This is a genomic window from Campylobacter concisus (genome assembly GCF_002913225.1).
Classification (GTDB): Bacteria; Campylobacterota; Campylobacteria; order Campylobacterales; family Campylobacteraceae; genus Campylobacter_A; species Campylobacter_A concisus_J.
This window is the reverse complement of the sequence record NZ_PPAW01000015.1, coordinates 183682-204248: the sequence shown is the minus strand read 5'-3', so window position 1 is coordinate 204248 and position 20567 is coordinate 183682. Positions and strand designations below refer to the sequence as shown.

21 protein-coding genes are annotated in these 20567 nt (G+C 37.8%); 10 read left to right on the top strand and 11 right to left on the bottom strand.

The window, feature by feature from the left end:
• Positions 1–8: 8 nt before the first annotated feature.
• Positions 9–656, bottom strand: a complete 648-nt coding sequence (locus CYP26_RS03495) for an outer membrane protein assembly factor BamD (RefSeq protein ID WP_103630378.1) — start codon at positions 654–656, stop codon at positions 9–11.
• A gap of 112 nt (positions 657–768) precedes the next feature.
• Here CYP26_RS03495 and fliW point away from each other — a divergent pair, with 112 nt between their 5' ends.
• The 6 genes from fliW (at position 769) to hpf (ending at position 8164) form a co-directional block, all read left to right on the top strand.
• The gene (fliW, locus tag CYP26_RS03490; RefSeq protein ID WP_021087648.1) at positions 769–1155 is read left to right on the top strand and encodes a flagellar assembly protein FliW; all 387 of its coding nucleotides are present in this window, start codon (positions 769–771) and stop codon (positions 1153–1155) included.
• Between the two features lie 53 nt (positions 1156–1208).
• Entirely contained in the window at positions 1209–5573 is a 4365-nt protein-coding gene (locus CYP26_RS03485) for a hypothetical protein (RefSeq protein WP_141090079.1), read from the top strand.
• A complete protein-coding gene (locus CYP26_RS03480) occupies positions 5567–6208 on the top strand; it encodes a type II secretion system protein (protein WP_103568605.1) in 642 nt (213 codons plus the stop codon). Before CYP26_RS03485 ends, CYP26_RS03480 begins: the two co-directional genes overlap by 7 nt.
• Positions 6205–7125, top strand: coding sequence for a prepilin-type N-terminal cleavage/methylation domain-containing protein (locus CYP26_RS03475; protein ID WP_103630376.1), 921 nt, complete (start codon positions 6205–6207; stop codon positions 7123–7125). The genes CYP26_RS03480 and CYP26_RS03475 overlap by 4 nt, the downstream gene beginning before the upstream one ends.
• Entirely contained in the window at positions 7125–7556 is a 432-nt protein-coding gene (locus tag CYP26_RS03470) for a type II secretion system protein (RefSeq protein WP_103630424.1), read from the top strand. The genes CYP26_RS03475 and CYP26_RS03470 overlap by 1 nt, the downstream gene beginning before the upstream one ends.
• Before the next feature lie 80 nt (positions 7557–7636).
• On the top strand, positions 7637–8164 hold the full coding sequence (hpf, locus tag CYP26_RS03465; RefSeq protein ID WP_004317788.1) for a ribosome hibernation-promoting factor, HPF/YfiA family: 528 nt from the start codon (positions 7637–7639) through the stop codon (positions 8162–8164).
• A 572-nt stretch (positions 8165–8736) separates the two neighbouring features.
• On the opposite strand, the gene rpsR is transcribed toward hpf, so the two are convergent.
• From rpsR to CYP26_RS03435, 6 genes are all read right to left on the bottom strand, one after another.
• Positions 8737–8997, bottom strand: coding sequence for a 30S ribosomal protein S18 (gene rpsR / locus CYP26_RS03460; protein ID WP_087582546.1), 261 nt, complete (start codon positions 8995–8997; stop codon positions 8737–8739).
• 16 nt (positions 8998–9013) lie between these two features.
• Entirely contained in the window at positions 9014–9541 is a 528-nt protein-coding gene (locus tag CYP26_RS03455) for a single-stranded DNA-binding protein (protein ID WP_021087759.1), read from the bottom strand.
• A gap of 13 nt (positions 9542–9554) precedes the next feature.
• Positions 9555–9974, bottom strand: coding sequence for a 30S ribosomal protein S6 (gene rpsF / locus CYP26_RS03450; protein WP_004317779.1), 420 nt, complete (start codon positions 9972–9974; stop codon positions 9555–9557).
• 77 nt (positions 9975–10051) lie between these two features.
• A complete protein-coding gene (gene holA / locus CYP26_RS03445) occupies positions 10052–11050 on the bottom strand; it encodes a DNA polymerase III subunit delta (RefSeq protein ID WP_103630375.1) in 999 nt (332 codons plus the stop codon).
• Complete coding sequence (locus CYP26_RS03440; protein WP_103630374.1) at positions 11043–12962, bottom strand: RNB domain-containing ribonuclease; 1920 nt, start codon at positions 12960–12962, stop codon at positions 11043–11045. Before CYP26_RS03440 ends, holA begins: the two co-directional genes overlap by 8 nt.
• A complete protein-coding gene (locus tag CYP26_RS03435; RefSeq protein WP_103630373.1) occupies positions 12959–13777 on the bottom strand; it encodes an HDOD domain-containing protein in 819 nt (272 codons plus the stop codon). Before CYP26_RS03435 ends, CYP26_RS03440 begins: the two co-directional genes overlap by 4 nt.
• A 147-nt stretch (positions 13778–13924) precedes the next feature.
• Here CYP26_RS03435 and ilvC point away from each other — a divergent pair, with 147 nt between their 5' ends.
• From ilvC to ruvX, 4 genes are read left to right on the top strand one after another with little or no spacing between them, the layout of a single operon-like run.
• Complete coding sequence (ilvC, locus tag CYP26_RS03430) at positions 13925–14947, top strand: ketol-acid reductoisomerase (RefSeq protein WP_004317771.1); 1023 nt, start codon at positions 13925–13927, stop codon at positions 14945–14947.
• Between the two features lie 3 nt (positions 14948–14950).
• Positions 14951–16399, top strand: a complete 1449-nt coding sequence (locus CYP26_RS03425; RefSeq protein ID WP_103630372.1) for a divergent polysaccharide deacetylase family protein — start codon at positions 14951–14953, stop codon at positions 16397–16399.
• Positions 16396–17166: a DNA-processing protein DprA gene (locus CYP26_RS03420; RefSeq protein WP_103630371.1), complete on the top strand. Its 771-nt coding sequence runs from the start codon at positions 16396–16398 to the stop codon at positions 17164–17166. Before CYP26_RS03425 ends, CYP26_RS03420 begins: the two co-directional genes overlap by 4 nt.
• Positions 17163–17546 carry a Holliday junction resolvase RuvX gene (gene ruvX, locus CYP26_RS03415; RefSeq protein WP_004317765.1) on the top strand — a complete coding sequence of 128 codons (384 nt, stop codon included), beginning with the start codon at positions 17163–17165 and terminating at the stop codon, positions 17544–17546. Before CYP26_RS03420 ends, ruvX begins: the two co-directional genes overlap by 4 nt.
• On the opposite strand, the gene CYP26_RS03410 is transcribed toward ruvX, so the two are convergent.
• The 4 genes from CYP26_RS03410 to tatB are packed head-to-tail and all read right to left on the bottom strand — an operon-like array spanning position 17541 to position 20518.
• Entirely contained in the window at positions 17541–18335 is a 795-nt protein-coding gene (locus tag CYP26_RS03410) for a hypothetical protein (protein WP_103630370.1), read from the bottom strand. The genes ruvX and CYP26_RS03410 overlap by 6 nt on opposite strands.
• On the bottom strand, positions 18332–19354 hold the full coding sequence (gene queA, locus CYP26_RS03405) for a tRNA preQ1(34) S-adenosylmethionine ribosyltransferase-isomerase QueA (RefSeq protein WP_103630369.1): 1023 nt from the start codon (positions 19352–19354) through the stop codon (positions 18332–18334). The genes CYP26_RS03410 and queA overlap by 4 nt, the downstream gene beginning before the upstream one ends.
• The gene (tatC, locus tag CYP26_RS03400) at positions 19347–20120 is read right to left on the bottom strand and encodes a twin-arginine translocase subunit TatC (RefSeq protein WP_103630368.1); all 774 of its coding nucleotides are present in this window, start codon (positions 20118–20120) and stop codon (positions 19347–19349) included. Before tatC ends, queA begins: the two co-directional genes overlap by 8 nt.
• The gene (gene tatB / locus CYP26_RS03395; RefSeq protein WP_035142300.1) at positions 20120–20518 is read right to left on the bottom strand and encodes a Sec-independent protein translocase protein TatB; all 399 of its coding nucleotides are present in this window, start codon (positions 20516–20518) and stop codon (positions 20120–20122) included. Before tatB ends, tatC begins: the two co-directional genes overlap by 1 nt.
• Positions 20519–20567 lie beyond the last annotated feature (49 nt).

The following is a 20567-nucleotide window of genomic DNA, read 5'->3' as shown; positions in this document are numbered from 1 at the left end:
AATTTCTCCTATTCAAACAGTTTTCTATACCATGCCACGTCAGGTTTGATAAGATCAGAGCTTCTAAATGGCGACTCTTCTAGCTTTTGCTCGTAAATTTTAGCCGAAACGTCACGGCCAGTTCTCTTGTAAAGATCTGCTATTTGCATATCTAAGAAGTAAAGAGCTAGCTTAAATTTGATGAGCATGGTCTCGATAAGCGGCTTATACTCGGTATTTGGATACATATAAAGAAATTTCTCGATCTCAGTTACGCTATCCTCCATTAGCTTTTGGTTGCGGTTTGGCTGGGTAAATGAGTCAAAATTTGCTTTTATCTTTAGGTACTGGGCAAATTCTGTTTTTGGGCCGTTGTCGCCGTATCTTTTGATGTACTCATCAAGATAGTGATTTGCCATGAGATACTCTTCGTCATTTGCGTGAGCTTGGGCAAGGATGAGTAAAATTTGCTCCAAAAGTGGGCTTGCAACGTGCTCGCTAGCCATTGAAACGTAGTGTTTATCAGCTGACTCCAAGTCGCCATCTTTGATATCAGCGATGACCTGAGCGTACCACTCGTCTGGAGTTAGATTGTAAAGTTCGGTGTATTTTTCAGCACAACCACTAAAAAGCCCTAAAAGAGCTACGACTGCTAGAAATTTAGAAAATTTTTTCATGCTTTTCCTTAAAAATTTTAAATTCGCTTATTTTACATTTTTTGGCATTATTTTTGTATAAATTTTTTAAAACTATGCTAAAATAAGGCAATTTTACAAAACAGGAGTTAGTATGATTTTTAGTGTTAAAAGCCCTATTTTAGGCTTCGAGCATATCAAGACGATGGAACTTATTGAGCTCGATAAATTTTTTGTTAAGCTAGCAAGCAAAGATGACGAAACGTCTTTTACAATGATAAATCCTTTCGCGTTAAGAAGTTATGAATTTGACATCCCAAGCTACTACGAAGAGCTTATGGACATTAAAGAGAGTTCGCAACTTAGAATTTACAACATCATCGTAGTTGCGCTTCCGCTTGAAAAATCAACCGTGAATTTCGTAGCTCCTATCGTTTGTAATATGGACAATATGACTTTATCTCAAGTAGTGCTTGACGTTACAAAATATCCACAATACGGACAAGCTGAAATGATAGAAAATTTCATACAAAAGCAGTAAAACATCTATAAAATCAATGATTGATTTGTTATTGTTATAAGGAGGGCATTTTCTTGCGTAGGATAGTATATCTACTCTGTTTTGTTGTTACATTTAGTTTTTCTGCAGTTAGAGAGTGTACGCCAAGTGAAAAAATTTCTTTCGGTTGCAACCTCTCCCCACTTGGCAATATAAGCTATAAATGTATGATAGATGACGAAGAAGATAAATTTGGCTATTCTAAAAATATCCCACATTGTATAAAAAAACTTGATAGAACATGGAGTATGTATACGACAAGTTTCTCTGGTGGGGATGCAAATAATGGTGGCACTGCAAATGATGGATACTATCTTTATTCATTTGTAACAGGCTATAATAGTCAAGGAAAGCCATTGATAGATGCGGAACCTTTAGTAGGAGCGTTAGATAATAATGCCAAAGATGGTATTACTATAAGAAAGATAGACGGCAAAAATATCACTAGGGTAAATGGAGATATGGCTGTTATTGGTGCAACTATTATGCTGCCAAATGAATCACCTTATAATAAAGGATACAGCTTTAGTGGCGGAGCTGCATCTGGTCTTGTAAATAAAACTTTCATAAATAATGCAAATTTCCCTGCAAATAGCTCTAAAATTTGCCAAACTTATTTTAAATACTATCCAAATGATCCTTCTTATTGTCAAAATTCAGAGCAATCCACTTTTGACTTTAGTGAAAAAGTTAGCCATATTCAAAAACACCTAACAGGCAAAAACATAGTATATGCTAGGCTTTATTGGGCTGGAGCTATAACACAAAACTGGAATGTTCCATACGATACAGCAGATAGTGGTATAAATTTTTATTCAAATGCTATGAAATTTTTAAAGGGATACTCACAGATAGATTTTAAAGTCCCTGGTAATTCGCAAGTGATAACGATAGATGCCAAACCAGAAGATGTAAGATGGTTTGGTTCTTTTAGTGAGTATCGTCCAAAGTCAATGTCGTATGATGCTTTAATGGATGCGTCGTGGGTTCCTAATATTGGTCACCAATGGACACCGATTAAAGCTGGTATAACTTATCTTTATACAGCGAGTGCAGATGTGACGAAAGAGGTAAAAGGGAGTTTTGGTGAATCAAATGCAAGTAGGACATTTGCAGCTGGAAATATAAGAGCTACTTCTGTTGATGGGACTTGTGATTTTATAGATATAAATGATCCATATGTATATAACCGTTTTGGTGCGATTCGAGATTTGTCTTGGTGTAGAACGGGTGTGCTTTCATATTTTCTTGGGGAAAATGACAACGGCTACTGGGATCAATACTCTCCTTCACAATATGCTGGTTGGACTTTGCTTATCATATATGATTTTGATGATGAAACTGCCATAGAAAATAACATAGAACCAAAGATGATAACTATATATGATGGTCTTAAGATGTTGGCACCAGAACCGATAAAAGAAAATAGCTCTCCTACTGTTCATACTAATAGTTATGATATAAGTTTTGATAATATTTATATGCCAAGAAGTGGAAACATGGATGCATCACTGACAGTTTTTGCCCTTGGTTCTAAGCGTGAAGTAGATGGAGAAAAGATACAGATACAAAAACCGTATTTGCCTTTTGATAATAATGGCAATAGCGATACGGTATATAATGTAAAAAGCCCGATAAATAATCAATTTAACTCGTCTTTTACAAAATTTGACAAACTGATGAACCCTGAGAGAATTTATAATAATCAGCTAGACCTAGATGTCTTTAATGTATCAAATTTTATGTATCCGGAACTAAGAAAAGTTAATATGAAATTTACAGTTGCCGAAAATAACTATGGTGGAGTAAATAGTGAGCCTATAAATTTAGCTCTTGTGGCTTTTTCTACTCGCGTGTATAGACCAAGTTTATGTTATATGGAAGATATTAGCTATAAAAAGCCAAATGAAGCAAGCTTTACACCACTGGTAAAAAACTCATCTATCAGCACAAATTTGCCAAAAGGCACTACTTTAAGAACTATCTTAAAGCTAACTAATCCTACAAATGAGTTGGCTCAAAATATTGCTTTAAAAGTAAAAATAGATCCAAGTCAGACATATGTTGAAAACTCATCAGCAGCGATAAAGATTACTGCAAATTCTTCTTTTTCTGAGAGTGATCCATATTATGGGAGGATCATTAGTGATAATACTGGCTTACAAAGGGCGAGTAATAATGTTTTAACATTTTTTGTCGGACATGGTGCAAATGCAGTTACAGGCGAAGGTGGCTCTCTAAATGCAAATTTTAGCAATTTTTCTTATATGGTTTTTGATACGAAACTTGATTCTAAATTTGCAGAAAATAGCTACAAAGCTACAATCGAAAATAGCACTATACAATTAAAGCCTTATGACACGTATATAAAAAAATGCGATCCTTACTCTTATAATATAAAAATGGAAGACGATGAGCCTAATGACTTTGTGCCAAGCACTAATCAAGACGATGGAAGCGGAAAGAATAAAAATAGACTTCTTACTCAAATAATAGGAAAGCCTTTTAATGTATATATAACAAACTACGGAGAAGACGGTAGCAAAAAAGAGCCAAATTCTTTGGTTGGAGATGTAAAGGTAGAGTTAGTTAAATCTTGTGATGATGATACAAGTTTATATGTAGGCGAAGATAAAAATCTATATAAAAAAGATGATGTAAAATTTAATGAAAAAAGCGAGGTCTTACTAGAGGGCATCAAGGTAGATAAGGCATATAAGAGCCTTAAATTTAGAATTTCACATACCAGAGCCTCACAAGTCACTCCTGCGACACAGACCAAGATCGTAGCGTGCGAAAATTTAGATGACTTTGCTGTTAGACCTAGTTATTTTGCTGTATATGACACAGATTTAAATGCTGTTGTAAGAAAAAATCTCGACCTTGTAGGTGGAAAATCATATACAAACTACAAGCTCGCTGCTTTAACAAGTGATGACGTAATAGCAAAAGGGTATATAAATACGATAGATGGCATAAGCAATTCAAATGAAGTTGCCGGTCTTCATCCTATGAATTTAGTCGGTTGTGATGCTTCAGGGTTAGTGAGCGACAATAGACTAAAAGTTGTTTTTGATAAAGAGAATAAAGCCATCGGTAATATTTTTAGATTAAATTCTTCTGGGGCTGAAGAACCATTTTCGTTTTCTGATATAGGTAATGCATACTTTGAGATAAAAGATACAAGCTATACTAGAAACGATAAGCATGTAAGTCCAAGAGCAGATGACTGCGTGAGAGACTCAAGCGAGAATGACCCTAGTAAAGACCCAGACAACGAAGGTAGGGTTGGTTGCGATATGGCGATAAGACAAGGAAATAATATTTTATTTCAATTTAAGCCAGAAGATCTTGAGATAAGTAATCTAAAAATAATACCAAGCGATAGTGTTACCTATATCGATAGTAGTTATCATCAAAAGGTGAAAGTGACTTTTGACGTTGTAGCAAGGCTATTTAACCGCGACACTGCAACTTTTTATAAAGACGGATGCTATGCTAATGTCACTAGTTTTGATATAGGGCTTGATCAAGTGCCATTAAACTACACAGATAATGATGGAAATGCTGGCACGCTTGAAAAAGCAAATGATGAAATTTTATTCTTTCAGGTACCTTTTTCAAGGACAATAAAGAGCATTGGGCCAACTGCGACAAAAGGAATGTTCTATGTTGATAAGAGTGCGTTTAAAGATGGTAAAGCGACTGCTGAGGTTTATTTTAACTTTGCTAGAAAGGTAAATCTTGCGAAAAATCCTTTCACAGTCTCAAGTGATGACTTTGGATTTAAAAGCATAAGCGATGGAAAATTAGGCAGTGCGCCATATACAAAACCAAGCCCTAGCGAAAAAACATCTGCTAAACTTTACTATGGCAGGGTCTATGCTCCATATTATGAGGGTTCGTATCTAGGATTTATAGCGAAAATTTACTATGGAGCTTATTGCAATGGGTGTGACAAAAATGAATATATGAAAGACCAAACAACTGGAGAGACATGGCAAGAATTTCCATCGGCTCCTTTTTGGTTTGTTAATCCACGCTATAGAGCAAGTATGCTTGCTTTTTCAGATTTTAGTTTTACAAATAAAATTAGTGAAACCATTTTAAGAAATAATGTAAGTGCTGTCCAAGACGGAGTTCAAACTATCTTTATAAGCAATCCAAAAGCAGTCACTGATGTGGTTAAAATGCATGCAAGAGAGTGGCAAATATATAATGAATTTGATAAAAATGCAGTGACAAGCGACTTTAATGTGAGATTTCTCGTGCCAAATGGTGACTGGGCAGGTAAAACACTAAAAAGTGGCTCAGATAAAGGCGACGTGGGAAATGTTGTAGGTGGTGAAAATAACTTTAACGATCTAAGCGATAAGACAAATAGGAGAATTTCTTGGTAAAAAGAGGCTTTTCTCTTATAGAGCTTATCCTATCTATCATCGTCGTGGCGATCGTTAGCATTTCAATACCTCTGGTTTTAAAAACGACATCCGAGCTAAATCAAAAGGCTATTACACAAGAGAGCTTGATGAATGCTAAAACCTATATAGGACTTATCTTAAAAGCTCCTTTTAGTAATAGGATCATAAAAGCCTCAAACGTTAGTGCTAGTGCTGAGACAGCTTACTTCTTTCCTATCATCTTAAAGCCAGGTGATCAAAGAAATGAATTTTATAAGATAAACAAAATAACAGGCGATGGGCACAGAGTTTTTGCCTATGAAAACTCACCAGACCTTGAGCCACCTGATACATCGATAAGGTCGGTAGATTATTACAGCAAAAGAAATAAAAATTTAAACACGGCAAATCAAACTAGAGACTATATCGTCGGTTCAGAATATAACGCTACAATAAAAAATGGCAATGGAGACTTTAAGCCAAATTTACCACTAAAAAGCAGTGATGTAAAAGAGATAATTGTAACTGCTACTGCATATAAAAATGACACAAAACAAGAGACGACATCAGTGCTAAAAGCCTACGCTTTTAACCTAGGCGAGAGTGGCTCGCTAAATACGAAAGTGTGGAAATGAAAAGAGCCTTTACGCTCCTTGAGCTTATAATCGTCATAGTCATCCTTGGCATCATCGCTATGATGAGCTTTAATGCAATGATGAACATCTACTCAAACTACTTTCAAACAAGGACGGTAAATGAGCTCGAGACGCAAACAGAGATCGCACTGGAGCAAATTTCAAAGAGGCTAGAGCACCGCATAAAGCCAAGCGTGATCGCTAGAAAACCTAGTGGAGGGTTTTTGCCACTAAACGATAGCAGGGTAAATTTAAATAGTGGCTATGAAATTTTAGAATTTATCCCTTATGCGTATGAAATTTTTAATGACGTGCCTTCTGGTAATAAAGCAGGCAGATATAGTGGCTATGTGGATCTTGCTAATAGCTCGCCAACAACTGGTCTGATAAGTCCTGGAAGTAATTTCGCCACCGAAGTCATTGAAACCATAAAAGACCTAACTTGCAAAGATGATGCGAGTGGATGTGTGGATTTTGAAAATAAAGATGGTGGCGTTGTAGCGATATTTTCTGATGTTTATTATGATGTGCAAAACTCTTTTGGATATAAAGATAATCTAAATTTAGATATAGCAAAAGTTGGCGTAAAAAGCACTGATGGCAATACTCTAGAAATTTCAGGATTTGCTAACAAGCAAATTTCAGAGCAGTATCATCTAGCCTACACTGCAAACGCCATAGTACCAGAGCAAAGCGCTGATCTAAAAGATACTGCAAATGGCGTCTTTGATCTAAATTTATACTACGACTATCGTCCATGGATGGGTCAGGGCTATAAAAACGGCGAAAAGGCAACCCTTGCTAAAAATGTTACGAGATTTGTCTTTATTGAAAAAAATGGTGTCATCGTGCTAAAACTTTGCATGAGGGCAAAAAACTCAGAGATAACCATCTGCAAGTCAAAGGCGGTTTATTGATGAGGCGAGGTTTTACACTCATTGCGGCGATATTTTTTGTAGTGATCGCAAGCTCTATTTGTATGCTAGCTCTTTCGATCGCTAGCACTTCAGTTAAGCAAAATAGCGAAATTTATCTAAGAGAACAAAGTGAGCTAGTGGCTCGTGCGGCGACTGAGTATGCCATACTGGCCATTATAAGCAATGATTTTAGTACTACTTGCATTGGAAATAATGACCAAGCTATAACTGGCGAATTTGGCGACCTCTTTACCTTTAAAGTATTTGTAAAATATTTTGGCGATATGGGAGATGCTTGTAAAAACAAAGATGCTGTTATAGTAAAAGGAGCAAATCAAGGCACGATAATGCTCGATGTCTTTGTCAGCTCAAAACCGGGAAAAGCCTCAAATCCTATAAATTTTCACAAACGAACTCTTCAAAAACTTTAAAATTTTATAAAGATTTTACTTTAATTTGCTTTTAGTTTCGCCGTGTTATAATCATCTTACTTTCTATAAAGGAGATTGCGATGAACATAAGCATTGTAGGAAAACAATTTGAGCTAACAGAGCCCATCAAAAACTATATCCAAGACGCTTTTGACACCCTTGGCAAGTACAACCTTGACATCATCTCAGCAAGATGCGTAGTAGGAGCAGATGAAAAGCAAGGTAAAAAGGGCTTTAATGCAGAATTTTCTCTAAATATGGCTCACAAAGACACGATAGTCGTTCGCCAAAAAGATAAAGATCTCTATGCGGCGATAGATCTTGCTATCGAAAAGGCTTCAAAAGTTTTAAGAAGAGAGCACGATAAGAAATTTACAGTAAAAGGTAAGGCTGATGATAAAGAATTTCGCTCTAGAATAGGTGAAGAAAAGATCGAAGGTGTCGAAGAGATCGTGCCTATGGAGCTTGAAATTTACAAACCTCTTGAGGTAGAAGAAGCGCTTGATAAACTAAAATCAAGCGATAAACAATTTTACGTATTTAACGATGTCGATGCCAAAATGCGCGTCATCTACAAAAGAACAGACGGAACTTTTGGTCTTTACTAAAACTAGGGGCGCTTTGCCCCTAAATTTATTATCCATTTTTAACTTGCTATTTTTTAATTTTAAATTTTATTTTGTATTCTCTAGCATTTTTGTTGTGCGGCGAAAATTTCATGGACAAGTTCTAAATTTAACTTGCAAATAATATAAAACTGCGTAGCCAAATTTAAAAACCTTTGTGGAATATTTGTTGTTTAAAAGTGGCGCATAAATTTAAGAATTCAGTGAGTGAAATTTATGAAAAAGCTTTCAAAAACTTGATGAAATTTAATATGTAAATTTAAAAGCCAAACAACATCTAGGCAAATTTGGCTAGTTTGATGGTTTTGAAATGCTTATAAAATTTAAAAATCAGCTAGTAAATTTATAAAAAGTTTTTTATAAAAGCATGATAAATTTAAGACGTAAATTTAAAAACCAGACAACATCTAAATAAATTTGGCTAGCTTGGTGATTTTAAAATGTTAATAAATTTAAGATTGTGATGAGCAAATTTTATAAAAACTTAGAAATAGTAAAAATTAAGAGTTAAATTTAAAAGATTTTAGCCCAAGATAGGGCTAAAAATTTATGGATTATAGACCTTCAAAAGGATTTGAAGCTACGTCTTTGCGATCAACTATGTAAGGTATGATAGCTGCGTGGCGAGCTCTCTTGATCGCTTTTTCTACCATCTCTTGATATCTTTTTGATGTGCCAGTTAAGCGTCTTGGCATGATTTTAAATCTCTCTGACAAGCAATACTTTAAAAGTGAAGTGTCTTTGTAGTCTATAAAATCAATCTTTGCTTCTGTAAATTTGCAATATTTGCGTGAATATTTTCTTTTTTCTGCCATTTTTTATCCTTTAAAATTAAAACGGTATTTCTTCATTGTTGAAACTATCAGCATCAACGTCTATATCAGGAACTTCTGAATAACTCTCTTGCTTTCTTTGCGGAGCAGCTTGCGGTCTAGCTTCTTGTTGGCGGTTATATTGGTTATTTTGATATCCGCCTTGCTGTCCGTAGCCACCGCTATTTTGGCTATTCATAGAGTATCCGCCTTGTTGCGTTTGGTTATTTGAGCCAAGCATTTCCATGCTCTCAACGGCGATAGAGTGTTTTGAGCGATTTTGTCCGTTATTGTCGGTCCACTGATCAAATTTGAGTCTTCCTTCGATAAGCAGCTTCGATCCCTTGTTGAGATATTGGTTTGCTATCTCTGCACTCTTGCCAAAAAATGATATATCAATAAAGCAAGTCTCATCTCTTCTTTCCCCATTTGAGGTGATTTTGCGTGTCACAGCTATACTAGAATTTCCTATGGCAACGCCGCTAGTAGTATATCTAAGCTCTATATCTCTGGTTAAATTTCCAACTAATACTACTTTATTGAACATTTTTTATCCTTGATTATTCTTCTGTAAATGTTTGCTCGTCTACTTTTTCAGCTCTTGGCTCGCGTGGCGCTCTTGGCTCGCGAGGTTCTTTTTTTATAGTTTGCTTGATACCTTTGCAAAGTCTTTCCCAAGCTGCAATTTCGCGTTTGTTTTCATATTTAACGCTTAAAAATCTTATGATATCTTCTGTGATTCTTACGTTTCTTGTAAGCTCTGCAAGAAGTGCTGGTGGAGCTTTGTAATAGATAACAAAATATGTTCCACGCTCATATTTTTTGATGGTATAAGCTAGTTTTCTAGTGCCCATCTCAACGACAGTAGCGATCTCGCCGCCGTTTTTTGTTATGACTTCTTTTACGAAATCAACCTTAGCTTTAACTTCCTCTTCCGTCAATGTCGGCTTAAGAATGAATAAAAGCTCGTAATGTTTCATTTTTTCTCCTTATGGATATTTAGCTCACTTTGTGAGCAAGGATTTTGCATTAAGCAAGGGTGGATTTTAGCTTAAATTTACTTAATATTTGCTGTTGATATGAGGTGCTGCAGATTTAAAATGGTTGATAAGACGAAAATTTCTTTATCCATTTTTGTATTTGTTTTTAGCTCTAGCTCGGCTAAATTTAGGGTTTTAAATATCTCTAAATAGGCATTTAAACTTAGCTTTAAGCTATTTGCTTTTAGTAAATTTGCCACATTTACAGGCGGCTGATAACCGATCGCTTCGTCTAAATTTAAGCAGCCATTTATCTTTATGTAAGAGTAAATTTTAAATAGCCTAAAAAATGCTTTGTAAAGTGAGTTTAGAAGTAAAATTTCATTAAAATTTGGATCTTCTAGGTAGGTAAAAAAGTCGTTTTTTATATCTTTTAGAGCCATAAATTTATTGAAAAAATCATCAAAATTTATCCCGCCAAGTCCAAAGACCAGCCTTTTTACATCGTCTTGTTCGATGTGGGTGTTTAGGCTCTTTAGTTTTGTCAGCTCGCTTGCTGCAAGGTATAAATTTTCATTATGTGTAAAATAAAGCTCATAAAGTGCGTTTTTGGTTATGTTTAGGCCTATCTTAGCCGAGCTTTTGGCTAATAAATTTATCGCTTCATCTGGGTTTGAAGGCTTGAAAAATCTAGCAAAATTTGCCCCAAAAGCCTTTTGCGTATCAAAAACTAGCTTCATATCAGCTTCATAAAGCTCAAACAAAAAGTAGTTGTCCTGGCTCTTTGAACAAAGTGAGATGAGCTCTTTTAGCTCTTTTGCTGGGATCTTTTTGTCGCTTTTTACATAGAGGATATTTTTGCCGCCAAAAAGCGACTGCTCACTTAAGTGAGAGCTTGCTTGCGCGTAGTTGTATTCGTCAAAATAAAGGCTTAATAAATTTGCATCTTCACTTGCATAAAAGCTCAAAATTTCTTTGCCAAAAAGCTCAATCTGAAACTCGTCCGCGCCAAAAAGCAAGAAGTAGTTGCTTAAATTTGCGTTTGCTAAATTTAGCTCCAAATCTTTTCTATACATCGATCTTTCTTACCACTTTTGCAAAAATTTTAGCACTCGCGATGTCGGCCTCTGTGATCTTTACGACAAGCTTTTGAAGTAAATTTGCGCTGTATCCAGTGATGAAAATCCTAGCTCCAACGAAATAATCATCAAGCTTGGCAACCAAGACATTTTGGTTTTCGCTCACGTAGCAACGCACCTCTTTGCCGATGTTTGCGGCTGCCCAGCGTGCAAATTTCCTATCCATAAAGTCGTAGGCTACCTTGTCGGCCTCTCTTTCAAGCTCGCTTAAGGTTGCACATGTGCTTTGGATGTTTAAAAGCAAGAAGTTGTAAAGCTTCTCATCTTTTGAAATTTTAGCCTTTAAAAGTCTGTGTAAAATAAGGTCAGAATAGCGTCTAATAGGGCTTGTAAAGTGCGTGTATCTATCAAATCCAAGCCCAAAGTGGCCTAAATTTTCACTTGAGTATTCAGCCTTTTTTTGAGACTTGATGATGAGCTTATCTATCTCTTCGCGGTTGCCCAGCTCATCGGCCTTTGCTTGGATCTTTCTTATCAAATTTGCAAGGTCGCTCTCGTAGGTAAAGTCAAGCCCCAAAAGCTGCAGGTCTTCAAGCAAGGTATCTATCTTTTTAAAATCAGGCGATGCGTGGTTTCTAAAAACGCCCTTTGTGATGAGCTTAGCAGCAGCTTTGTTTGCTAAAAGCATGCAGTCCTCGACTAGTCTATGTGAATCAGAGTCGCTTTCAAACCTAGTTTGTGAAATTTGACCCTCTTCATCAAGGCTCATTCTAAGCTCTTTTGTCCTGAAGTCAAACGCGTGCAAAAGCCTTTTTTTGCGAAGCTTTGTGGTGAGTTTAAAAAGTGGCTTGATCCATGAAATTTCACACTCTCTTTTGCCCTCTAAAATTTCATCGATCTCATCGTAGTTAAAGCGCCTTTTTGAAAGGATTATCGCCTCAAAAAGCTCCTCTTTTTTTACCTCGTTGTTTGCATCGAGTGAAATTTTAAAACAAAATGCAAGGCGCGGCACGTCTGGCTTTAGCGAGCAGATATTTTCACTAAGCGCTCGCGGCAACATCGGCACTGAGATGTGCGGAAAGTAGATAGAAAAGCCTCTTTTTTTAGCCTCGCTATCAATGGCGCTATACGCGGTCACATACTCGCTTACATCGGCGATTGCTACGTAAATTTCACGCTTTTTCTCATCAAAATATATGGCATCGTCAAAGTCTTTAGCATCGACTGGATCGATCGTGCAAAAATCTAAATTTCTTAGATCAACCCTGTTTGGATACATGCTAGCATCGACTTCATCACCAAATGCCTTTGCTTCAAGCTCGCAAGCCTCGCTAAATTTATCATTTTTATTATAAATAGCAAGCGAAATTTTCTCATCGCTTAGCGGGTCTTCTAAATTTCCTAAAACCTCGACTATTTCGTTGTTTAGGTTGTTTATCTTTAGTAGCGTCCCAAGCGGGAGCATCTTTAGGCTTTTTTGCGTTGCTTTTAGGGTTGTGCTTAGCCCTGTTTTTAAATTTACCCCTAAAATGGCCGCCCCAAAGCGTTTTGTATAGACCACGCTTGTCTCATTTGCAAGCTTTAGGCTCATCACTATCTTAGCACTTTGGCGTTTTTTCTTAAGTGGCAAAAGCTTTGCTAACACGATATCGCCAAGGTGGGAGTTGTTTAAATTTTTATTTTCTACGATGATATCTTGCTTGAAGCGCTTGTCAAATGGCATGATAAAGCCAGTTGCATTTTGGCTGATGTCTAGCTTACCGCAGACATAGCCGTTGTTTAGGTAAAATTTATCTTTATGTAAGCTTATGGCACCAAGGTTTAGGAGATTACGCAAGACCTCTTTATCTTCGTTTGATACCTCTTTTTCTTTGATGCCAACGAGAAGTGATGTTAAAAATTCTTTCACAAATTGTCTTTGACTTTGCTAACAGCCATTAAAAATGTATCTCTCTCAAAGCCATATTCGTTTATAAGAAGTGTTGCGTTATTTACGCTCACATCATCAAGCTGGTTAAAGATATTAACCGCTGTTTTTACTACTTTTAGTGCTCTTGCGCACTCTTTTATATGATCAGGTGCTTCTTCTGGAGTGTTTGAGTAGAGGATAGAATTTCCAAGCTCGATCTCTAAATTCCACTGCTCAAAAATTTTAGCTGTAACCTCTTCGTTTGTGATGTCTAAAATTTCAGACTCTAAAAGCGCAAGATCATAGGTAGATGAAATTTGTTTTAACTTTGTTTTAAACTCGGCAACTTGGTTATTTTCTGTGAGCTCATGTGCTAAAACTATCTTGCCAACTTCCAGCATAAATGAAGCAGGAGAGAGAATTTCTAGATTTTTAGGTTTTATCTTAGAGTACCAGTGATACATCAAAGCATTTTGCATGATTGAGATATTTAAAAAATCTTGTGCGGTAATGTCATACGGCTCTAAATTTATAGAAAAGGTCTTTTTAATGGCACTTGATAGCGCAAAACCGCGGATAGTAGCCATGCCAAAAAGTGAAATGGCTCTTGCGATAGTTGTGATCTCTTGAGAAAATCCGTAAAGTGGTGAATTTGCTGAACGCAAAATATTTGCTGTTAGCATAGGGTCTTTTTCGACCACTTTTGTGAGGTCATTTATCGAGCTATTTTCGTCAGCATGTAGGCGCTGGATCTGTATGACAGTGTCGTCTAGTGGCGGAAGCGCTTTGATTTTTTTAAAAATTGATTCATTCATGTAAAGTGACTCTTTAGGTTAAAAATTTTGTCACATTATAGCAAAAAGCTGCAGCATAAAACTTAAAGATACTTTTTTGCTCTTTTTCAGCAACGTTTTTGTTGCTAAAATGTATAATTTCGCCAAATTTTAACAACAGGAGAAACAATGGCTATAAATGTTTATTATGATAAAGACTGCGATTTAAGCCTTATTCAGAGTAGAAAAGTAGCAATCATCGGCTTTGGCTCGCAAGGTCACGCACACGCTGAAAATTTAAGAGACAATGGCGTAAGTGTCGTAATCGGTCTTGCAAAAGGTGGCAAAAGCTGGGCAAAAGCTGAGGCAAAAGGCTTTGAAGTAAAAACTGTAAGCGAAGCTACAAAAGGCGCTGATGTAGTTATGATCCTAACACCAGATGAGCTTCAAGCTGAAATTTATAAAAATGAGATCGAGCCAAATTTAAAAGATCACGCTGCTATCGCATTTGGACATGGTTTTAATGTTCATTTTGGACAGATAAAAGCTCCAGCAAACATAGACGTCATTATGATCGCTCCAAAAGCTCCAGGACACACAGTTAGAAGCGAATTTTTAAGAGGTGGTGGCATACCTGATCTTATCGCTGTTGAGCAAAATGCAAGTGGAAAGGCTAAAGAGATCGCTCTAAGCTATGCTTGCGGTATAGGTGGCGGTAGAACTGGCATCATTGAGACAACATTTAAAGATGAAACTGAAACAGATTTATTTGGCGAGCAAGCTGTGCTTTGCGGTGGTCTTTGTGCACTTGTAAATGCTGGATTTGATACGCTTGTAGAGGCTGGATATGAGCCTGAGATGGCGTATTTTGAGTGCTTGCACGAGCTAAAACTAATCGTTGATCTAATGTATCAAGGCGGCATGGCTGATATGCGCTACTCTATCTCAAACACAGCTGAATACGGCGACTACGTAAGCGGCGTAAGAGTAGTTGGCGAAGAGAGCAGAAAAGCTATGAAAGAAGTTTTAAGAGAAATTCAAAATGGTAAATTTGCAAAAGACTTCATCCTAGAGAGAAAAGCAGGATATGTTAGAATGAACGCTGAGCGCGGTATAGCTGAGAGAAGCTTGCTAAATAAAACTGGCAAAAAACTTCGTGCAATGATGCCTTGGATAACTAACGGCAAACTTATAGATCAAAGCAAAAACTAAGCCTTGAGCGAAAAAAAGACTACAAAGAAGCGTCCTGCAAAAAAGAGTGCAGGTCGCTCTCATAATAAAATTTTCCTTGGTATCGGCGTCATCGCTGCTATTTTGATAGTGGCACTCATCGCAGCTCTTAGCATCAAAAACAAAGATGTTGAGCAGATAAGCAAGGTAAATGAGCCAAAGAGCGAGAAGCAAATTTCAAAAAAAGCTGAGCAAAAAGTTGCTAGCAAAGATAAAAAACAAGAGTATGAGAAGAGAAAATACCCTCTAAAATTTGATGAAGATGAAAATTTAAGTAAAATTTTTACCGATCCTAAACACAAAAGCGAACTTGCTCTAAAGCCAAAAACTGAGCCAAAAGAGCAAAAAAAGATAACTCCTGAGATAAAACCTGAAGTAAAAGTAGAAGCTAAAAAAGAAGAGCCAAAAAAAGAGCAAAATGATACTAAAAATTTGCTTGCAAATTTATATAAAAATATGCAAAGTAGCGTAGATACAAGCTCTGAAGCAAAGAGTGAAGAAAAGCCTGAGCAAAAGGTCGAGCAAATAATCGAGCCATTTTACGCAGGCAAAAATGAAGTAAAAGCAGATGCAAAAACAGAGCAAAACAAAAGCGCTGAAGCAAATTTAAGCATAAAAGAAAATTTAAAGCATAGTGAAATTTTAAAACCAGAACCTGCTAAAAAAAGCGGGATTGAGCCTGGCAAAAAAGACAAGAAGCAAATTTACAGCGAAAAACCGCAAAAAGAAAATGCTAAAAAAGATGACTTTGCGGTTGTGCCATTTACTCCAAATAGCAGCGTAAAAGGGCGCGCGAAGCTGGTGCTAATAATCGATGATGTGGCGACTTTTGAGCACGCTAGCATGGTAAAATCAATCGGTCTAAAGATAACGCCGTCCATTTTTCCAGCTACAAAAACTCACCCAGATACACCTTCGATCGCTAGGTCGTTTGAGTTTTATATGATACATCTGCCGATGCAGGCAAAGCACTTTGATAGCCCAGAGATAGGCACGCTCACGGTAAATGAGAGCTTTGAGAGTATGCTTGAGAAGATAAAAAAGATACGAAGAGACTTTCCGCGTGCAAAATATACAAACAACCACACAGGATCACGATTTACAAGTGATTATGACGCGATGGATAAGGCATATAGAGCGCTGATAGAGCAGGGCTTTATCTTTGTTGATAGTAAGACGATCGCTCAAACAGCCGTGGCAAGGGCTGCGAAAAAATATAATCAACCTTACATTTCAAGAGATATATTTTTAGATGATGATCCATCGGCTAGTGCGGTTAGGCGAGAGCTTGTAGCCGCTGTAAATTTAGCCAAAAAAAGGGGCTACGCGATCGCCATCGGACATCCAAAGAAAAATACGATCGCAGTGATAAAAGCTAGCAAAAACAACATCTTAAAAGATGTAGAAGTTGTTTATCTAAAAGATATTTTATGAAGCTTGAAATCATCCCAGAGGCGCTAAATAGGCTAAAAAATCCCCCAAAAGAGCTAAATTTCATAGGTGACACCTCGCTTCTTAGTATGCCAAAAGTCGCAGTCGTTGGCTCAAGAAAGGCAAGTGTCTATACAAAAGAGTGTGTCATAGCACTTTGTGCAGCGCTAAAAAGTGCAAATGTCTGCGTGGTGAGTGGTGGGGCTATCGGTGTGGATATCACAGCTCATAAAGCCGCCATGCCACGAACCATCGGCGTTTTTGCAAATGGGCTTGACATCATCTATCCAGCTCAAAATAGGGCGCCGATAAAAGAAATTTATGAAAAAGGCTTGGCTCTAAGCGAGTATGACGATGGCGAGCCACCGATCGCTTATAGGTTTTTAGAGCGAAACCGCATAGTTGTGGGGCTTGCACAAGCTCTGGTTGTCGCTCAGGCTGATCTAAGAAGCGGCTCTATGCAAAGTGCAAGACTGGCAAATGAGCTTAAAATCCCTCTCTTTGTCCTGCCGCAGCGCATAAATGATAGCAATGGGACAAATGCCTTGCTAGCTAGCAAAAAGGCCGAGCTTATCGATGATTACGTTAAATTTGCCTCGCTTTTTGGTGAGGTAAAAGAGCAAGAAAAAACAAGCGATGAGATCTTGAAATTTTGCAAAAACGGAGTTAGCCTTGATGAAGCATTGTCTAAATTTGGCGAGATCATCTACGAGTACGAGCTTGATGGGCTGGTTGAAATTTCAAATTTAAGAGTGAAAAGCGCGCTATGAGAGAGAAATTTATGGCGATCGATGTTGGACTAAAGCGCATAGGGCTTGCTTTTGGTTTTGGCGAGGTCGTGACACCGCTTGAGCCAGTTCTTAGAAAAAACCGCAACCAAGCCGCAAGAGATGTGAGCCAAAAAGTAAATGAATACGCTCCAAACACGCTAGTGGTGGGCGTTCCGATCGGTGGTAGTAGTGAGGATGAGATGAGAAGGCGCATAGAGCACTTTGTCTCGCTTCTTGACGTGCAGGCTAATATCGTCTATCAAGACGAGGCCTTTAGTAGCAGCGAGGCAAGTGAAATTTACACAAATACAAAGCGAGATGGCAGGCTTGATAGCGTTTCAGCCACCATTATCTTAAAGAGATACCTAAAAATTTTATAAATTCCTAGCCACTATCCCCAAAGTCTCGTGCAAACTATCGCTAGTAAATGGCTGTCTAAGTGTAGTCATCTTCTCGCTTTTGATGCTTTTTGCTTCATCCTTGCTGATGATGACGATGTAGAAATTCTTAAGCTTTTGATAAGTTAGCATCTCGTCAAGCCTTGTTTTGTCGCTTAGATACTCCTTTTGCACGAAGATGATGTCTGGCTTAAAAATGGCATCTTTTATGTGCAAATTTAAACTCTCAAAGCTCTTTTGTTTGCTGAGCTTTAGCCCAGTAAAGCTTAGCTCATGACTTAGCGTTAAAAATAAATTTTCATCATCGCAAGCTATGATCGCATTTTTGCCTAGAAGGCTGGCTATCTCCACGCTTTGCCTTTTAAATGTCCCACTTTTTGGCAGTGGCACGCTTATGTTTATATTAAAGCCGTCCTCTGCTTTACTCATCTTGGCATTTAGCTCTTTTAGTAGCTCGCCAGCTTCTTTTACTAGCCTCTCATTTGGCTTTTGCGGGCATGAAGTGCATCTTATATGTATGTCAAAATGCACCAAACTTAGGCTATAGCTTACTAGAGTAAAGGATATGAGCAATTTTGAGTTGCTAACGCTATTTAGGTAAAATTTGCTTAAATTTTTGATCGCGCCTATTAGCTTGTGTGCTTCAAAGCTTAGATAGCGTGGGTAGTTTGGGTTGTAGTTAAAGACGATGGCGTTATCTCTAGTGGTTGCGTCCTTAAAAAGTGCCTCTAAAAAAAGCTCCATTTGCGCGACAAAATCGACATTTTTCATATCACAAGCATCCCATCGCCATAAGAGTAAAATCTATACTTTTCGCTAACTGCCGTTTCGTAAATCCTCATCGTCTCTTCAAGCCCTATAAAGCTAGTAACTAGCATTATCAGCGTTGATTTTGGTAGGTGAAAATTTGTTAAAAGGTAGTTTTGTCTGATAGGCTTATTGTTTAGATTTAAAAATAGCTTGCAAAAGCCGCTTGGCTGCTTGCTTCTAGCAAATTCTTCAACGCATCTAGTAACTGTCGTGCCAACGCCAAGGATGGGCTTATTTGAGCTTATGATCTCTTGAGCTTTTTTGCTTAGCTCGTAAAACTCAGAGTGCATTTTGTGGTCATTTATGTTTTGGCACTCCACGCCCTTAAATGTCCCAGCGCCCACGTGAAGCGTGATGTAGGCGACCTCGTGCTTTGCCTTTATTCTCTCTAGCATCTGCTCGCTAAAGTGCAGACTAGCTGTTGGAGCTGCCACTGCGCCGCTATTTTTAGCAAATATGCTTTGATACCAGCTCTCATCGTCCTTTGTATCGGCTCTTTTTATGTATGGCGGAAGTGGGACGTGGCCGATCTTTTCTAGCTCGCTAAAAAGTCGCGCCGTATCTAAAATAACGCCATTTTTGGTGAAATTTACCACCCTTGAGCCATCATCATTTAGCTCAAGAACATTTACCTTTATATCATCAGCGAAATTTAAAACGCTACCGACACTTACTCTGCCCCTTATATAGACGCTAAATTTATTATCACCAACTGGCTGATTTAGCATCACTTCGCAGGCTCCGCCGCTTTGCTTGTGCCCTAAAATGCGGGCCTTAACTACCTTTGTATTGTTAAAAATGACTGCCGCGTCATCTGGGATGAGGCTGGCTAGATCTTTAAATTTATAGTGTTTTATCTCTTTTGTTTTTTTAAGATAAACTAGCAATCTTGCCTCTTCTTTTGGCAAAACTGGCTCTTTTGCGATGAGCTCACTAGGCAGAAAATAATCATAACTTGAGATGTCGTTTATATCACTCATCGTCGCTGTCGGCGTCAACTTGCTCTTTGACGTCCTCTTTTTTCTCATCTTCGTCCTCATCGCTTTTACCAGCTTTTTTGGCTACGATGATAGAAATTCCATAAAGTCCGATGAGCGGCACTGCCATTAAAATTTGACTTATTACATCAGGAGGTGTCACTATGGCTGCAAAGATAAAGATGACGACCACTGCGTATCTAAAGTACTCTTTTAGCATTTTGTCATCGACTAGACCGATCTTTGCTAAGAAAAATGTAATAACTGGCAGCTCAAATGAAATTCCAAAGCCGATCAGCAGTTTCGTGAAAAAGCCCACGTACTCGCCTATGCTTGGAAGTGCTGTAAAGAGCTGACCGCCAAAATTTACCAAAAATGTAAAGCCAAGCGGGATGACCACGTAGTAGCAAAATGCCGCCCCGCACGCAAACATAAATGAAGCAGAGAGGACAAATGGGATCACATATTTTTTTTCATTATCATAAAGTCCAGGTGCGACAAATAGCCAAAACTGCCAAAAAATGATAGGCAAAGCAAGCACCAAGCCAGCAAAAAAGGCGACCTTCATCGCAGTAAAAAATGGCTCTTGGATCTGTGTAAAGATGATGTTTGAGCCAGCTGGCAAGACCTGCTTTAACGGCTCACTCATCCATGCAAGCAGTGGATTCCAAAATGTAAAACAGATGCCAAAACAGACAAAAACGCTTACTATGCTTATAAAAAGCCTCTTTCTAAGTTCGATCAAATGGGGTCTTAGCTCTTCAAACATTACGCCTCTTTTTTATCGTTTAAGATCGCATCTTTAACTAAATTTGTTGGATTTTTTATATTTTCTACCGTTTTTTTCGTGTCGCTTACGACATTTTGAATGCTCTCAGTGACGTCGCTTGCACTTTTTTTGATCTCGTCAAGCTCTTCAAATGTGAGCTTTTTACGCACGCTTTGCGCACTTTGAGTTATGCTCTCTTTGTATTTTTGAGCGTCTTCTTTGAGCTCGGCTATCTTCATTTCTTGATCAAATGTTGATTTTGCGTCGTTTATACCTTTTTTAAACATCTTTAGAAATTTGGCGATCTGCACCATAGCGCTTGGCAGCTTGTCAGGGCCCAAAACTAGCACAGCGATCACGGCGATGACCAAGATCTCAGAAAAACTCATTCCAAACATTTTTGCCTCTGTTAAATTTTATTTAAGCTTTGTATTTTATCTTGACTTT

Coding starts and splice junctions, on each gene's coding strand:
- ruvX (WP_004317765.1), top strand. CDS start 17,163: ATGAGAGAGAAATTTATGGCGATCGATGTTGGACTAAAGCGCATAGGG.
- CYP26_RS03420 (WP_103630371.1), top strand. CDS start 16,396: ATGAAGCTTGAAATCATCCCAGAGGCGCTAAATAGGCTAAAAAATCCC.
- CYP26_RS03475 (WP_103630376.1), top strand. CDS start 6,205: ATGAAAAGAGCCTTTACGCTCCTTGAGCTTATAATCGTCATAGTCATC.
- hpf (WP_004317788.1), top strand. CDS start 7,637: ATGAACATAAGCATTGTAGGAAAACAATTTGAGCTAACAGAGCCCATC.
- rpsR (WP_087582546.1), bottom strand. CDS start 8,997: ATGGCAGAAAAAAGAAAATATTCACGCAAATATTGCAAATTTACAGAA.
- holA (WP_103630375.1), bottom strand. CDS start 11,050: ATGTATAGAAAAGATTTGGAGCTAAATTTAGCAAACGCAAATTTAAGC.
- CYP26_RS03470 (WP_103630424.1), top strand. CDS start 7,125: ATGAGGCGAGGTTTTACACTCATTGCGGCGATATTTTTTGTAGTGATC.
- CYP26_RS03435 (WP_103630373.1), bottom strand. CDS start 13,777: ATGAATGAATCAATTTTTAAAAAAATCAAAGCGCTTCCGCCACTAGAC.
- fliW (WP_021087648.1), top strand. CDS start 769: ATGATTTTTAGTGTTAAAAGCCCTATTTTAGGCTTCGAGCATATCAAG.
- CYP26_RS03455 (WP_021087759.1), bottom strand. CDS start 9,541: ATGTTCAATAAAGTAGTATTAGTTGGAAATTTAACCAGAGATATAGAG.
- ilvC (WP_004317771.1), top strand. CDS start 13,925: ATGGCTATAAATGTTTATTATGATAAAGACTGCGATTTAAGCCTTATT.
- rpsF (WP_004317779.1), bottom strand. CDS start 9,974: ATGAAACATTACGAGCTTTTATTCATTCTTAAGCCGACATTGACGGAA.
- tatB (WP_035142300.1), bottom strand. CDS start 20,518: ATGTTTGGAATGAGTTTTTCTGAGATCTTGGTCATCGCCGTGATCGCT.
- CYP26_RS03495 (WP_103630378.1), bottom strand. CDS start 656: ATGAAAAAATTTTCTAAATTTCTAGCAGTCGTAGCTCTTTTAGGGCTT.
- tatC (WP_103630368.1), bottom strand. CDS start 20,120: ATGTTTGAAGAGCTAAGACCCCATTTGATCGAACTTAGAAAGAGGCTT.
- CYP26_RS03410 (WP_103630370.1), bottom strand. CDS start 18,335: ATGAAAAATGTCGATTTTGTCGCGCAAATGGAGCTTTTTTTAGAGGCA.
- queA (WP_103630369.1), bottom strand. CDS start 19,354: ATGAGTGATATAAACGACATCTCAAGTTATGATTATTTTCTGCCTAGT.